Origin of the sequence: Nocardiopsis sp. NRRL B-16309 (assembly GCF_001279585.1) — a bacterium.
In the GTDB taxonomy this organism is placed as follows: Bacteria; Actinomycetota; Actinomycetes; order Streptosporangiales; family Streptosporangiaceae; genus Nocardiopsis.
This window is the reverse complement of sequence record NZ_LGEC01000016.1, coordinates 339,014-352,781: the sequence shown is the minus strand read 5'-3', so window position 1 is coordinate 352,781 and position 13,768 is coordinate 339,014. Positions and strand designations below refer to the sequence as shown.

11 protein-coding genes are annotated in these 13,768 nt (G+C 72.9%); 5 read left to right on the top strand and 6 right to left on the bottom strand.

Annotated features, from left to right (window positions below; genetic code table 11):
• Window positions 1-22: 22 nt before the first annotated feature.
• From ADL05_RS04540 to ADL05_RS31530, 5 genes are read right to left on the bottom strand one after another with little or no spacing between them, the layout of a single operon-like run.
• Window positions 23-1,324, bottom strand: coding sequence for a DUF58 domain-containing protein (locus tag ADL05_RS04540; protein ID WP_053615573.1), 1,302 nt, complete (start codon window positions 1,322-1,324; stop codon window positions 23-25).
• A complete protein-coding gene (locus tag ADL05_RS04535) occupies window positions 1,324-2,307 on the bottom strand; it encodes a MoxR family ATPase (RefSeq protein ID WP_053615572.1) in 984 nt (327 codons plus the stop codon). Before ADL05_RS04535 ends, ADL05_RS04540 begins: the two co-directional genes overlap by 1 nt.
• A gap of 46 nt (window positions 2,308-2,353) precedes the next feature.
• Window positions 2,354-3,559, bottom strand: coding sequence for a DUF4350 domain-containing protein (locus ADL05_RS04530; RefSeq protein ID WP_082376094.1), 1,206 nt, complete (start codon window positions 3,557-3,559; stop codon window positions 2,354-2,356).
• Window positions 3,556-4,191 (bottom strand): DUF4129 domain-containing protein, encoded by a 636-nt coding sequence (locus tag ADL05_RS04525; RefSeq protein ID WP_053615571.1) that lies wholly within the window; start codon window positions 4,189-4,191, stop codon window positions 3,556-3,558. The genes ADL05_RS04530 and ADL05_RS04525 overlap by 4 nt, the downstream gene beginning before the upstream one ends.
• Complete coding sequence (locus tag ADL05_RS31530; RefSeq protein ID WP_231640591.1) at window positions 4,188-5,819, bottom strand: glycerophosphoryl diester phosphodiesterase membrane domain-containing protein; 1,632 nt, start codon at window positions 5,817-5,819, stop codon at window positions 4,188-4,190. The genes ADL05_RS04525 and ADL05_RS31530 overlap by 4 nt, the downstream gene beginning before the upstream one ends.
• A gap of 433 nt (window positions 5,820-6,252) precedes the next feature.
• Between ADL05_RS31530 and mtrA the strand changes: the two genes are divergently transcribed.
• The 5 genes from mtrA (at window position 6,253) to hpf (ending at window position 13,095) form a co-directional block, all read left to right on the top strand.
• Window positions 6,253-6,930 carry an MtrAB system response regulator MtrA gene (gene mtrA, locus ADL05_RS04515; RefSeq protein WP_053615570.1) on the top strand — a complete coding sequence of 226 codons (678 nt, stop codon included), beginning with the start codon at window positions 6,253-6,255 and terminating at the stop codon, window positions 6,928-6,930.
• A gap of 16 nt (window positions 6,931-6,946) precedes the next feature.
• Entirely contained in the window at window positions 6,947-8,773 is a 1,827-nt protein-coding gene (mtrB, locus tag ADL05_RS04510) for an MtrAB system histidine kinase MtrB (protein WP_053615569.1), read from the top strand.
• Between the two features lie 8 nt (window positions 8,774-8,781).
• A complete protein-coding gene (locus ADL05_RS04505; RefSeq protein ID WP_053615622.1) occupies window positions 8,782-10,698 on the top strand; it encodes an LpqB family beta-propeller domain-containing protein in 1,917 nt (638 codons plus the stop codon).
• 195 nt (window positions 10,699-10,893) lie between these two features.
• Window positions 10,894-11,619, top strand: a complete 726-nt coding sequence (locus ADL05_RS04500; protein ID WP_053615568.1) for a ComF family protein — start codon at window positions 10,894-10,896, stop codon at window positions 11,617-11,619.
• A gap of 801 nt (window positions 11,620-12,420) precedes the next feature.
• Entirely contained in the window at window positions 12,421-13,095 is a 675-nt protein-coding gene (hpf, locus tag ADL05_RS04495) for a ribosome hibernation-promoting factor, HPF/YfiA family (RefSeq protein WP_053615567.1), read from the top strand.
• 149 nt (window positions 13,096-13,244) lie between these two features.
• On the opposite strand, the gene ADL05_RS04490 is transcribed toward hpf, so the two are convergent.
• Window positions 13,245-13,733 carry a hypothetical protein gene (locus ADL05_RS04490; protein WP_053615621.1) on the bottom strand — a complete coding sequence of 163 codons (489 nt, stop codon included), beginning with the start codon at window positions 13,731-13,733 and terminating at the stop codon, window positions 13,245-13,247.
• Window positions 13,734-13,768 lie beyond the last annotated feature (35 nt).

Sequence of the window (13,768 nt, the reverse complement as noted above, 5' to 3'; positions counted from 1 at the left end):
CCGTCCGTCCCTACAGCCGTCCCTACAGCCGTCCCTGGGCCTTGAGGTTGATGTAGGCGTCGGCCAGGGCGGGCGCGATGTGCTCGGGGTCGGCGTCGACGACCTCCACACCCAGCCGCCGCAGCTCGGCGGTCACCCGGCGGCGCTCGTCGAGCGTGCGCTCGGCCGACGCCGCCCGGTACACCGCGTCGGCGCTGCCCCGCTCCTCGGCCATCGCGTCCACCGCCGGGTCGCGGACCGCCGCGACCATGAGCAGGTGACGGGAGGTCAGCGCGGGCAACCGGGGCAGCAGCCCCTCCTCCAGCGCCGCGGCGTTGAGGTCGGTCAGCAGCACCACCAGCTTGCGGGTCCGGCCCTGGGTGCCCAGGACCGTGCCCACCAGCCCCGCCGGATCGGACTCGACCAGCTCCGCCTCCAGCGGCGCCATCGCCTCCACGATCCGGCCGACCTGGCTGCCCTTGCCCGACGAGCGCACCTGCGCCCGGGTGCGCCGGTCGTAGGCCAGGAAGTCCACCCGGTCGCCCGCCTTGCCCGCCAGCGCGGCGAGCAGCAGAGCGGCGTCCATGGCGTGGTCCAGGCGCGGGGTGTCGCCCACGCGTCCCGCCGACGTGCGCCCCGTGTCCAGCACGATGAGGATGCGCCGGTCGCGCTCGGGCCGCCAGGTGCGCACCACGACCCCGTCGCCCCGGGCGGTCGCGCGCCAGTCGATGGACCGGACGTCGTCCCCGGGCACGTAGTCGCGCAGGGAGTCGAACTCGCTGCCCTGCCCGCGCACCATCGCCGTGTGCTGGCCCTCCAGCTCCCTCAGCCGCGACAGCTTGCCCGGCAGGTGCCGGCGACTGTGGAACGGCGGTAGAGTCCGCACCGTCCACGGGGCCGAGAGCGTCCTCTGGCGCCCCGCCAGCCCCAGCGGGCCCACACTGCGCACGGTCAGCCCCGCGGCGCGGGCGTCGCCCCGGCGCGTGGGCGTCAGCGCCGTGGTCACCCGGCGCCGCTCGCCCGCGCCCACGACCAGGGCCCGCGAGCGCGGCACGGCGTGCGCGCTCGGAGGCCAGGCGTCGCGCACCGACCCCCGCAGCCGCCGCCGGGACGGGTTGGCCAGCGTCACGGACACGGTCGCGGAGTCGCCCAGCCGCAGCGAGGTGTCGCCCTCCCGGGCCAGGCGCAGCGCCCGGGGGCTCGCGGCCAGGAGTACGTCCAGCACGACCAGCGCCACCAGCAGGCCCAGCGCCACCGCCGTGACGACCGCCCCCAGGTCACCCGAGATCGCCACGGCCGCCACCGCCACGAGGGCCAGGAGCACGGCGCGGCCGGTGACCACCATCAGCGGGGCACCGGGACGGAGGCGAGCACACCGTCCAGGATTCCGTCGCTGGTCGCGCCCTCCAGCTCGGCCTCGGGACGCAGCGCGATCCGGTGCCGCAGCGTGCCCTTGGCCAGCGCCTTGACGTCGTCCGGCGTCACGTAGTCACGCCCGGTCAGCCACGCCCACGCCCGGCTCGTGCGCAGCAGCGCCGTGGCACCGCGGGGCGAGGCGCCCAGCTGCAGCGACGGCGACATCCGGGTCGCCCGGCACAGGTCGACGATGTATCCGAGCACCTCGGGGGCCACCCGCACCCGCTCGACCGCCATGCGGGCCGCCTGCAGCTCGGCGGCCCCGGCCACGGCGCGCACACCGGCACTGGCCAGGTCGCCCGGGTCGAACCCCTCGGCGTGGCGGCCGAGCATGTCCACCTCGGCGGCGCGCCCGGGCAGCGGGATGGTCACCTTGAGCAGGAACCGGTCCAGCTGCGCCTCCGGCAGCGGGTACGTGCCCTCGTACTCGACCGGGTTCTGCGTGGCGGCGACCATGAACGGCTCGGGCAGCGCCACCGGGCTCCCCTCCACCGTCACCTGGTGCTCCTCCATGGCCTCCAGCAGCGACGCCTGCGTCTTGGGCGGGGTCCGGTTGATCTCGTCGGCCAGCAGCAGGTTGGTGAAGACGGGTCCCTTGAGGAACTCGAACTTCGCCGTGTTCTGGTCGTAGACGAGCGAGCCCGTCACGTCGCCCGGCATCAGGTCCGGGGTGAACTGCACCCGCTTGTTGTCGAGGGACAGGGCCGCGGCGACCGTGCGCACCAGCAGTGTCTTGGCGACACCGGGCACGCCCTCCAGCAGCACGTGGCCGCGGCACAGCAGCGCCACGACCAGGCCGGTCACCGTCTCGTCCTGACCCACGACCGCCTTGGCCACCTCGCGGCGCAGGTCGGTCAACGCCGACCGCGCCGCCTCGGCGGATGGCAGTGCCTCGGGTGTGAAGGCGCTCACGTGGGGTCTACCTCTCTCATGGAACGGATTGCGTGCGGGGCCCGGGTCACCGCAGCCGCCGGGTCCGGGCGTCCAGCTCGTCGGCCAGGCGCACCAGCGCGCCGTCGTCGGCCGTGAACGGGTCGGGATCGGCGGGGTGGAGCAGCGCCGACAGCACCGCGGGGTCGTCGCCGGTACGGGCGGCCAGCGCCGAGACGACGGCCTCGTCGCCGACGTCGGAGGCCAGGCCGAGCTTGGGGACCGCTCGGTCCAGGAAGCCCGTGCGCATCGCCAGCGCGGCGCGGTCCCGCGCCTTGCGCGAGCGGTACAGCGCGGCACGGCCCCGCGTGGTCTCCGCGGCCTGCACCGCGACCGGCAGCGACTCCGGGACCAGCGGGCCCATCCGGCGTCCCCGCCACAGCGCGAGAAGGACCAGCGCGGCCACGAGCGGGACCAGCGACCAGCGCAGCCCGAGCGGGAGGAGCTCGACCAGTGTCGCCGAACCCTCCTGCCGCGGCGGGTCGGGGCGCAGCCACACCACGTCCTCGGCCGCCATGAGGTTCAGCGCCAGCGCGGCGTTGCCCTCGTCGTCGAGCTCGGTGTTGGTGAGCGGCGCCCCCGTGCCCAGCACCGTGGTCGTGGACGCGCCGTCGTCGACGCGGATCAGCGCGTCGCCCGAACCCGCCGGGTAGCAGCCCACGGCACCGGAGCCCTCGGGGGCGCCGTAGAGCTCGCCGCCGACCTCGGCGTCGCCCGCGGCCACGGCCTCGGTCATCGTGCACAGCGGGGCCAGGACCTCGTCCGGATCGGCGCGCCCGGTGACGTCGACGCCCGGCGCGAAGGCCTCCAGGGACCGCAGCGTGGGCTGGACCAGGACCGTGTCGGCCTCCAGCGCCGCCAGGGAGTCCAGTTCCTCGGGCAGGAGCCGGTGGTCGAGGAACACGACCAGGACGACGTCCCCGCCGGCGTCGGCCAGTGCCTCCTCGGCGTCGGCCGAGGAGCGCACCACCTCGACGTCGCGGTCCTCTTCGAGGATCCGGACCAGCGCGCGCGCTCCGTCCGGGGAGACGCTCCCCGGCTCCAGGTAGCCCTCGGGGAACTGCTCGTTGCCCAGCGACAACAGGACCGCCGCCACGACGAGCGCCGTGACCAGCACGAACGGTACGCGGACGGAGCGCCACAGGCGCGCGATCGCCGACGGCGGGCGGCCCCCTCCTCCGGTGGGAGGGGCGGGCACGGTGGGCGCGGCGGGCGGGGGGACGGTCGCGGTCACGGGTGCGCCTCCTCGGCCGGTGCGGGCCGGGCGGCCCGCAGCCGCTCGTCCAGTTCGCGCATCACGCGCGTGGAGTCCGCCGTGGCCTCGCGGTCGCCGTAGGCCACGTCGTTGAAGACCGCGGCGCCGTCGCGCAGCGCCGTCGCCTCGTCCGGCAGGACCACCGCGGCCTCCGCGGCCAGCTCGGTGGCGGTGCGGCCCGCGCGGGGCGTGACGACGGCCCGGTCCTCCAGGTCCACGCTGATCGCGCGGAGGCGTTCGGCGACCGCCTCCGCGTACGCGCCCGCGGCCTCGTGCGCGTCCGCGGCGGAGCGGTGGTCGGCCGCCGACAGCGGACGGCCCTCGTGCACGGGGACGCCGCGCGCGCGGCTGCGCGAGGGGCGCAGGTAGACGATCAGCCAGACCACCAGGACCGCGACGAGCACCAGCAGGGCGACCAGGTACCACTGGCCCGACAGCACGCCGCCGCCCAGGTCGGCCAGGCTCTCCAGCAGCTCCATGAACCAGGCGCGGAGGCGTTCGATGAGCGTGGGCTCCTGGGACCCGTACACCGGGTCGGAGAGCTCGTCGAGCGCGCGCCTGCGGCCCTCGTCGCGGGTGACCTCCAGGCCGGCTGCGAGGTGTGGTGTCACGCCTGCCTCTCCGGGAGGTAGATCTCCGCGCCCACCTCGTGGCCCGCCTGCGAGGCGGTGTGCAGCTTCAGGTCCAGGCCCTCGCGGCGCATCCGCAGGTCGATGTAGAGCAGCGTGCTCACACCGACGGTGAAGGGCGTGGTGAACGAGGAGATCAGGACGGTGCCGACGTAGATGACGGCGCCCGCCGCGACGGGGACCCAGGCCTCACCGGGGAAGACGAAGGCGGGCACGACCGACAGCAGGGTGAACGGTGTGGTCAGAAGCTGACTGACCACGCCGACCAGCAGCATGGTCAGGAGGAGGATCCCGAGCACGCGCCACCAGCTGCCCCGCGTCAGGCGCCACGACCGCGCCAGCGCGCTGGTCGGGCTCAGCCGCTCCAGGACGACGATCGGCATGGCGAAGTAGATGCGCACGGAGATCCAGGCGGCCAGGACGAGTCCGCCGAGCAGGCCGATCAGCACGGTCACGACCATGACCACCGCTCCGGCCGCGTCCGCCCCCGAGGACAGGAGCGCGAAGCCGAGGACGAAGCCGAGCGCGATGAGGCCGATCACGATGACCGACAGTCCGAAGAAGATCGCCAGCTGGAGCAGCGCCAGTCCGGCGACCGCGCCCAGACGGGGCTTGGCGGCGGCCCACGCCTGCGACGGGCTGAGCTTGCGGCCCAGGACGGCGAGGCCGATCGCGCAGGTCAGAAGACCGGTGAGCACGATCGTGCCGGCGTAGCTGATCAGGGAGCCCCCGTAGAGGGCGACGATCGACCACGTCGAGAAGGGGAAGGGGTCGTCGGTGTCGACCGCGCTCGGATCGGCCATGAGCTGGTCGACGACACGGCCGTAGTCGGACATGTATCCGCCGAAGCCGATCGAGCTGACGATGCTGGCGATCGCCATGACGATGATGGAGACCCCGACGAAGGTCTTCGGGTTGTGCCGGATGAGGCTGAAGGCGCCGTTGAGCAGGTCGCCGACGGTCATCGGCCGCAGCGGGACGACGCCGGGCCTGGGCGCCTGGGGAGGCCGGCCCGGCACGCCGCCGTGGCCGGCGCCCGGGGGCAGGCCCTGGCCGGGAGGACCGTAGCCGCCGGGGGCCGCGTGCCCGGGGACGCCCCACTGGCCCTGGGGCGCGGGTCCGGCCGCGGCGTGCTGTCCGCCGCCGGGCGGGGCGAAGCCGTGGTGCTCGGATCCCGGCGCGCCTCCGCCGGGGGGCGCGAAGCCGTGCTGCGAACCCTCGGGCGTGCCCGAGCCGGGAGCGGCGAAGCCGTGCTGTGAACCCTGGGACGGGTATCCGCCAGATGCCGCGAAGCCTTGCTGAGAACCCTCGGCGGGGTGCCCGCCGGGGGCGGCGAAGCCGTGCCCAGCGCCCTCCGGAGTCCCCGCACCGGGAGTGGCGGAGCCGTGCTGCGAGCTCTCGGACATACCCGCGCCCGGAGCGGCGAAGCCGTGTCCCGCGCCCTCGGGCGCCTCGAAACGGGGCGTCCCGGTGCCCCCCTCCCCGGGGGAGGACGGTTCCGGCGCGGGGCCGGCCTCGGAGTCCGCGGCCCCAGGTGCGTCCGTCCGTTCCCCGTCCGAGCGCTCGGTGGCCGCCCCGGGCTCGTCCCGACGGCCGTCCTCCTGGGTCATGTGGCCCCGCCCTCCGTGAGGTTCGGTTACGCTGCGCGAGCGTCTTCGCGCGATTCTCGGCGTGCTGGAATCCAACCTACCGGCCGGTTCCCTCGGTTATTGGCGGGTTCGCGGCTCACACCGGTACAACCGACGCACTTCATTCCTTTTGTATGCTTTCTGTTACCAACAGGCTGAATCCATGAACGTGTCGGAACCGCGTGCGGCCAGCGCCGACGTCGCGGTTGGCCGACATCGGCCTCCACGGGGGCCGAACACCTTCGACCACTCTCCCAACGGTGCCCAAAGGTGGCAAGGTTGGGGGAACGCGTTCGGTTTCCCTGCCTCGGGGAGCAGGATCCGGATGACCAAGACGCTCGACAGTTCCAGGAGAGAGGAGTAGGCACCGCGGGACCCGCCCACGAAGCGGTCGCGCTGCGTGCCGGATACGCCGATGAAGGGACGTGTACTGGTTGTCGACGATGACCTCGCCCTCGCCGAGATGCTGGGCATCGTTCTGCGGGGCGAGGGGTTCGAGCCCTCGTTCGTGCATGACGGCGACAAGGCCCTGGAAGCCTTCCGCGAGACCAAGCCCGATCTGGTACTCCTGGACCTGATGCTGCCCGGTGCCGACGGTATCGACGTGTGCCGACAGATCCGCGCCGAGTCCGGCGTGCCCGTCGTCATGCTGACCGCCAAGACCGACACCATCGATGTCGTCCTCGGCCTGGAGTCCGGCGCCGACGACTACATCGTCAAGCCGTTCAAGCCCAAGGAGCTCGTGGCGCGCGTCCGCGTGCGCCTGCGCCGGACCGAGGAGCCCGCTCCCGAGGTCCTGCAGATCGGCGACATCACCATCGACGTCGCGGGGCACGCCGTGCGCCGCGACGGCGAGCAGATCAGCCTCACCCCGCTGGAGTTCGACCTCCTCGTCGCACTGGCCCGCAAGCCGCGCCAGGTCTTCACCCGCGAGGTCCTGCTGGAGCAGGTCTGGGGCTACCGGCACGCCGCCGACACCCGCCTGGTCAACGTCCACGTGCAGCGGTTGCGCGCCAAGATCGAGAAGGACCCGGAACACCCCGAGGTCGTCGTGACAGTCCGCGGTGTCGGCTACAAGGCCGGGACCGCCTGACCCACGGTTCAGGTCGATGACAGCAGCCGCACCCGAGGAGCACCGGGGGGCCGACTCCGAAGGGGAGCGGACCGACCCGCCCTCAGGCACGCTCGGCTCCGGAAAGGACCGCGACGACTCCGGTTCCGGTCTGACCAGGGCCTACCTCTTCGCGCAGCGCGCCGCCCGGGCCCTGGTCCGCGGCGTCCAGACCAACTGGCGCCGGTCACTGCACCTGAGGGTCATCTCCACCACCCTGGTGCTGTCCATACTGGTCATCGCCGGTCTGGGCTACGTGCTCGTCTCCCAGGTGCGGGGCGGGCTGCTCGACGCCAAGATCGACTCGGCGGTCAACGACCACCGGGCCGGGCTCAACTACGCCCTGGCCGAGCTACAGGAGAACGAGACCGGGGACCGCGACCGGCTCCTGAACAACATCGCGAGCGAGCTGACCAGCCGCAGCGGTGAGACGGGCCTGTACGGCGTGGTCATCCTGCCGTGGGGGAGCGACGAGCGGGGCTGGGCGACCGTCGACGCCGAGAGCGTCGAGGAGAGCATCCCCGAACGCCTCATCGATCAGATCCGCCAGTCCGAGGAGCCGGAGCAGCAGTACCACACCTACACCCGGATCGAGGCGGACGGCTCGGCCGAGCCCGCGCTGGTGGTGGGCGCCGAGCTCACGCACGCCTACGAGCTCTACTACATCTTCCCGCTCCAGCACGAGCAGGAGATCCTCGACCTCGTGCAGCGCACGGTCGGACTCGTCGGGGTGCTGCTGGTCATCCTGCTGGGCCTGATCGCGTTCGTCATCACCCGGCAGGTGGTGAGCCCGGTCCGCTCGGCCGCGCGCTCCGCCGAGCGGCTCGCCAAGGGCGACCTCACCGAGCGCATGACCGTGCAGGGCGAGGACGACCTCGCCCGGCTGGCGGTCTCGTTCAACGACATGGCGGGCAACCTCCAGGAGAAGATCCAGGAGCTGGAGGAGCTGTCCAAGCTCCAGCGCCAGTTCGTCTCCGACGTCTCCCACGAGCTGCGGACCCCGCTGACCACCATCAAGATGGCCAGCGACGTCCTCTACGACGACCGCGACGACCTCGACCCGACCCAGCGCCGTCCCGTGGAGCTGCTGCAGAGCCAGGTGGAACGGTTCGAGGAACTGCTCACCGACCTGCTGGAGATCAGCCGCCACGACGCGGGAGCGGCGACCCTGGGCATCGACTCGGTGGACGTGCGCGACTCCGTCATGAAGGCGGTGGGCGACGCCGAGCAGATCGCCGAGCGCCGGGGCATCAAGGTCGTCCTCCGGCTCCCCACGGAGCCGTGCGTGGCCGAGTTCGACGCGCGCCGGATCAACCGGATCCTGCGCAACCTGGTCGTCAACGCCATCGAGCACAGCGAGGGCCGCGACGTCGTGGTGGCGGCCGCGGGCGACCGGGACTCGGTCGCGGTGGCCGTGCGCGACTACGGTGTGGGGCTGAAGGAGGGGGAGGAGCACCTGTGCTTCGACCGCTTCTGGCGGGCCGACCCCGCGCGCGTGCGCACCACCGGCGGCACGGGCCTGGGTCTGTCCATCGCCAAGGAGGACGCGCAGCTGCACGGCGGCTGGCTCCAGGCGTGGGGGCAGCCCGGCCAGGGATCGCAGTTCCGGCTGTCGCTGCCGCGCAGGGCCGGGGCCGAGCTGCGGGGGTCCCCGCTGCCGCTGGTCCCTCCCGAGATCGCCCTGGGGCGCAACTACGCCTTCGGCGACAAGACTGACAAGACCGACAAGTCCGAGCGGCCCGACAGGGGCGAGCAGGCCGTCAACGGGGGACCGGCGGCGAGGAACGGGAACGGAACCGCCGAGCGACAGGAGGAGGACGCGTGAGCGCACCTCTGGCCCGCACCGCCCGCACCGCCCGCGCGTTCCGCGGGGTCGGCACGTCCCGGGCGGCCCGCGCCCTGCGCGCCCTCGCCGCCGCCTCTGTGGCCTGTGTCGCGATGGCGGCCTGCGCGACCGTGCCGATGACCGGGCCGGTCGTTCCGGGCGACGGCGGCGACACCCCCAGTGACCCCTACGGCGGGTATGTGCGCCTGCTGCCGGCCGGACCGCAGGAAGGCGTCGGGCCGGAGGGCCTGGTCAACGGCTTCCTCAAGGACATGGGCAGTTTCGAGGAGGACCACAAGGCCGCCCGGAGCTACATGTTCCCGGGGCTGAGAGACGAGTGGTCCCCCGACGGCTCGGTGCGGGTCTTCGCCGATCTCGACGCGGTCGGCCTCGACACGGAGGTCAGCGCCGACGGCCTCACCGCCACGGTGCACATGCGCAGCACACTGGCGGCCACCATCGACGACACCGGTAAGTACATCCAGAGCGACCCCGGCCACCTGCTCGAAGTGCCCTTCGAACTCGCCCGCGAGGAGGGCGACCCCGAGGGCGAGTGGCGCATCCAGGACATGCCGGATGAACTGGTCCTCAGCAAGCTCGACGTGGAGCGCACCCACCGGCCGTTCAGCCTCTACTACTTCAACCCGGAGGGCACCGCCCTGGTCCCGGACCCGGTGTACCTGCCCGTGAGCAACGACGCGCTGGCCGAGCGGCTGCTTGACAAGCTCGTCGAGGGCCCCACGGACTGGCTGGCGCCGGCGGTCGACTCGGCCTTCCCCGAGGGGGTCGCGGCCGACGTGGAGATCGACGACGAGACGGCGATCGTCAGGATTGACGGAGTCGGCCAGGTCGACGAGTTCGAGATGGGCGCGCAGATCGCCTGGACGCTGCGCCAACTGCCGGAGATCGAGGCGTTCACGCTGGTCGTCAACGGCGACGAGGTGCCCTTCCCCAACGCCGACAGCGACAGCAACGACCGGCCGCGTCCGGCCAGCGACTTCTGGTCGGGCGTGAGTCCCAGCGCGATCTCCGCCGGGATCCGCGCGTACTTCACGCACGAGGGCCAGCTGTGGTCGGCGGCCGACTGGGGGGCCGACACGATCGGCGACGCCGAGCGCGTGCCGGGCCCGCTGGGCGCGGGCGACGTGCAGTTGGAGCGGTTCGCCGTCTCGGTGGACGAGACCACGATCGCGGGCATCCCCGTGGGCGGCGACGATGTCGTCACGTCCCTGGCCAGCCCTGGAGCCGAGGTGACGGAGGTCCTCTCGGACGGGGCCTTCACGTCGGTGTCCTGGGACGTCAACGGCGACCTGTGGGTGACCGAGCAGACGAGTGAGCCCGAGGAGGACCCGGAGGAGGAGTCCGCCGCCGAGGACGAGCCCGCCGAGGACGAGCCGGCCGACTCCGGCCCCGCGCCGGAGCCGGGGTCGACCGACCTGTGGCTGCTGCGCGGCGGCGACGAGGTGGTGGGCGTGGACATCTCGGACCTGCGGGACCGGTCGCTGCTGGACTTCCAGATCTCGCGCGACGGCACCCGTGCCGCCGTGGTGACGGAGGTCGACGGTGAGACCTCGCTCCAGGTGGGCCGGGTGGTCTCGGACAGCGACGGCCGGGTGTCGGTCGGTTCGTTCCTCACGCTCGGCCGCGAGCTGGACGAGGTCACCGATATCACCTGGCGCTCCAGCGACCAGCTGGCCGTGCTGGGCAACCGCGAGGGCGGTACCAGCCAGGCGTTCCTGGTCTCGCTGGACGGCGGGACCCCGGCGTCGAGCGCGGGAACGCCGGTACCGGGCATGGTGAACATCTCCGGCGCCCCGGGGCAGCCGCTGGTCGCCGGATCCGACGACGGCAACATCTGGATCACCACGGACCGCCTCAACTGGGAGAACATCGTGGAGGGCGGCTCGCCCACCTTCCCCGGCTAGCCGGGCCACGCCCGCCGACAGGGAGCGGGCGCGGCTTCGGGCGGGCTGGGTGACCGGTGTGCGGCGCGGCAGTGGTCTTCGGGCCCGCGCGCGGGGACGGCCGATTGGGGGGCGCTTTCGGGTGCCCGGCGGGAGGTTGTCCACAGGCGTGGATCGGGGCTGGCGGACGGCCCCGACGCCGCCGATCCTTGACGTATGTCCTTCGCGAACTCCCTGGTGCGGGCTCTGCGCAGCCTGCTCGCCGCCGTGCTCGACCTCCTGCTCCCGCTCACCTGCGCCGGGTGCCGGGCCCCTTCCGGGCCGCTGTGCGGCGCCTGCCTGGCCCGGCTCGACCGTCGGCCGGTGCGCTGCCGCTCCCGGCCGGGGTGCCCGCCGGTCTGGACGGCGGGGCCCTACGCCGGGCTGGACCGCCGTGTCCTGCTGGCCTTCAAGGAACAGGGGACGGACGACCTGGCCGCGCCCCTCGGAGCGCGGGTGGCCGCCGCCTACGCCGCCGCCGGGTGGGCCGGTCCCGACACCCTGCTCGTGCCCGTGCCCGGACGCGGTCCGCCCCGAGGGCCGGTCGCCCGCCTGGCCTACGCCTGCGCGGCGGCTGCGGGCGGGGACTCCGCGGGCCGGGTCGCCGAACTCCTGCGCTACCGCCACCGGGTCCGTCGCCAGGTGGGGCTCGGCCGGGCCGACCGGAGGGCGAACCGGCACGGGGTCCTCACCGCGGCGGGGGCTGCGGCCGGGCGGAGCGGGAGCCGGGCGGTGGTGGTGGACGACGTCCTCACCACCGGCGCCACGGTGGCGGAGGCGACCCGTGCGCTGCGGGCCGAGGGCATCCGCGTGATGGGCGCGGTGGTCCTCGCCGAGCGCCTGCCGCCCCACCTGTCCGCGCAGGGCGCAGAGCGGTCACCAAGGTTTTACGAACCCTCGTGAACAGGTGAAAAGTCAGTGCTCGTGGGGGTTTGCGGGGGTTGTCGGGGGGTTGAGGGGGTGATCGCTACCTGACAGACGCGCCAGGACAGGTTACGGTCCAGGTATGGCACCCGTCCGGGTCCGTGGTTGCGTCGGAGTTTCATCGCCCCTGGGGATACCGGGGAGCGACTTCGGCAAGCCGATGCCAGGCGCAGGCGAAACGGCCCACGTAAGGCGACTTTTCGTCGACCGATCACGGTGCGCCTTAGAGGTAAGCCCTGCCCCGCGGAGGGTCCCGATGTCCCTCATGACAGGGAGAAGAGCAGTAGTCGCGTACAAGAGCGGCGACACTCTCAGCAGGCGGATGTGGGGACGAAGACCAGGTCGGCCGGACGGGTGGCATGCCATCGCTGGGGGACCCGCCGTCATCGGCGGGTCCCACGGGGCGGCGCCCGGTGCGCGTCGGAGCCCCGGATTCCCACCAGTGCCCCGCGCCTACGCGCCCGCGTCGCGCCTCATCGCCCCTCCCGCCGCCGAGCCCTTCGGCCGGCGACGACCCGTCACCGAGTGTCACGTCGTCCTGCCGGCGGCACACGTCCTGCTTCCCCTGGGGGAGGGCCCCACGAATCGCACTGGTGGTGCGCGTGAGGAGCCTGCCTCTGATGGGTATACGCACATCCAAGCGAGTCGAGGGCCGGGCCTGACCGGACCGCCCGCGGAAGGGGGCTAGAGCGCGAAACTCCTTCCGTCCCCCATGGCGGGAGGTATGCAGAACCAGCCTGGCCGTCGCCTTCCCGGCGGTCACGCGATGAAGGGGGTCCTATGGACATCATCGTCAAGGGTCGACGCACCGGTGTGAACGAGAAGTTCCGACAGCACGTCGAGAACAAGCTCGAGAGGCTCTCCAAGTGGGAGAAGAAGGGCATGACCATCGATGTGGAGGTGTCCTCGGAGCGCAACCCCAAGCTCGCCGACGTTCGCGAGCGGGTTGAGCTGACCATCCACTCCAACGGGCCCGTCATCCGGAGCGAGGCGGCGTCCTCAGACCGGCACGGCGCCCTCGACCTGGCGATCGACAAGATCGAGGCCCGACTTCGCAAGTCCGCGGACCGGCGCAAGGTGCACCGCGGCAACCGGACACCCGTCTCCGTCGCGGCCGCCACCGCGAGCCTCCCCGGAGAACTGCCCTCGACGAGTCCCTCCGCCGCACCTCGGACGCCTCCCGCGCAGCGATCCCAGGAGGACGAGATCGACGGCGCCGCGGTGGACGGCCGCTTCTCCGACGAGTTCGTCGAGCTGGACACCCAGGGGGACGTCCCCGTCATCGTGCGGGAGAAGTTCCACCGGGCCAAGCCGATGAGCATCGACCAGGCGCTGATGGAGATGGAACTCGTCGGACACGACTTCTACCTCTTCCACGACGAAGTGAAGGACGCCCCGAGCGTGGTCTACCGCCGCAAGGGCTTCAACTACGGAGTCCTTCGACTCGTGGACTGAGGCCGGTGCGGGGGACCGCCCCCGAGCACCACGCACGAGGGCCGCGCCCGCCGGTTGGTTCCGGCGGGCGCGGCCGCGTTCCGCGAGCTCCTGTGGCGACTCCCGGAAGCCCCGAGGCAAGAGGCGATTCCGGGAAGTCCCGGGAAGCCCTAGGACTCCTGCTTCTTGATCCGGTGCAGCGGGGTGTCGTGCCGCTCCTCCGGTTCCACCCGCGGCGGGTCGAGCACCACGTCGCCCAGGATGTCGAAGGCCATGGCGACCACCGCGGCCGCGACGATCAGCACGGCGGCGATGACCAGGAGGACGACCTGGCCGCCCATGACGATCGCCACGCCGCCCGAGACGAACCCGCCGAGGGCCAGCGCCACCGCGACCCAGGAGGGCAGGCGCCCCCGGTGGGTGTTGGTCGGGGCCAGGTTGCCGCCCTGGCGCTGGAATCCGCGGATCCGGCCGTACTTCTCCTCGTCGTCCGGCAGGTGACGCTCCCAGGCCTGCCCGGGATCGCCCTGCTCCATCGGATGGTCGGGCGTGCGGTGCAGCCGCTCCACCACGTGTTCGATGGCCTCCAACGGCGTGCGCGGTCCACCACTCCGGGGCGGTTGCCTCGTGGCTTCCTCGCGGTTCAGGCTCGTTCGCATGGTGATCCCTCCCGGGAACACGTCCACGTTGCGCT

What these genes read in the sequence shown, in the direction of transcription:
- hpf (WP_053615567.1), top strand. Translation starts at nt 12,421, where the DNA reads ATGGACATCATCGTCAAGGGTCGACGCACCGGTGTGAACGAGAAGTTC.
- mtrA (WP_053615570.1), top strand. Translation starts at nt 6,253, where the DNA reads ATGAAGGGACGTGTACTGGTTGTCGACGATGACCTCGCCCTCGCCGAG.
- ADL05_RS04500 (WP_053615568.1), top strand. Translation starts at nt 10,894, where the DNA reads ATGTCCTTCGCGAACTCCCTGGTGCGGGCTCTGCGCAGCCTGCTCGCC.
- ADL05_RS04540 (WP_053615573.1), bottom strand. Translation starts at nt 1,324, where the DNA reads ATGGTGGTCACCGGCCGCGCCGTGCTCCTGGCCCTCGTGGCGGTGGCG.
- ADL05_RS04490 (WP_053615621.1), bottom strand. Translation starts at nt 13,733, where the DNA reads ATGCGAACGAGCCTGAACCGCGAGGAAGCCACGAGGCAACCGCCCCGG.
- mtrB (WP_053615569.1), top strand. Translation starts at nt 6,947, where the DNA reads ATGACAGCAGCCGCACCCGAGGAGCACCGGGGGGCCGACTCCGAAGGG.
- ADL05_RS31530 (WP_231640591.1), bottom strand. Translation starts at nt 5,819, where the DNA reads ATGACCCAGGAGGACGGCCGTCGGGACGAGCCCGGGGCGGCCACCGAG.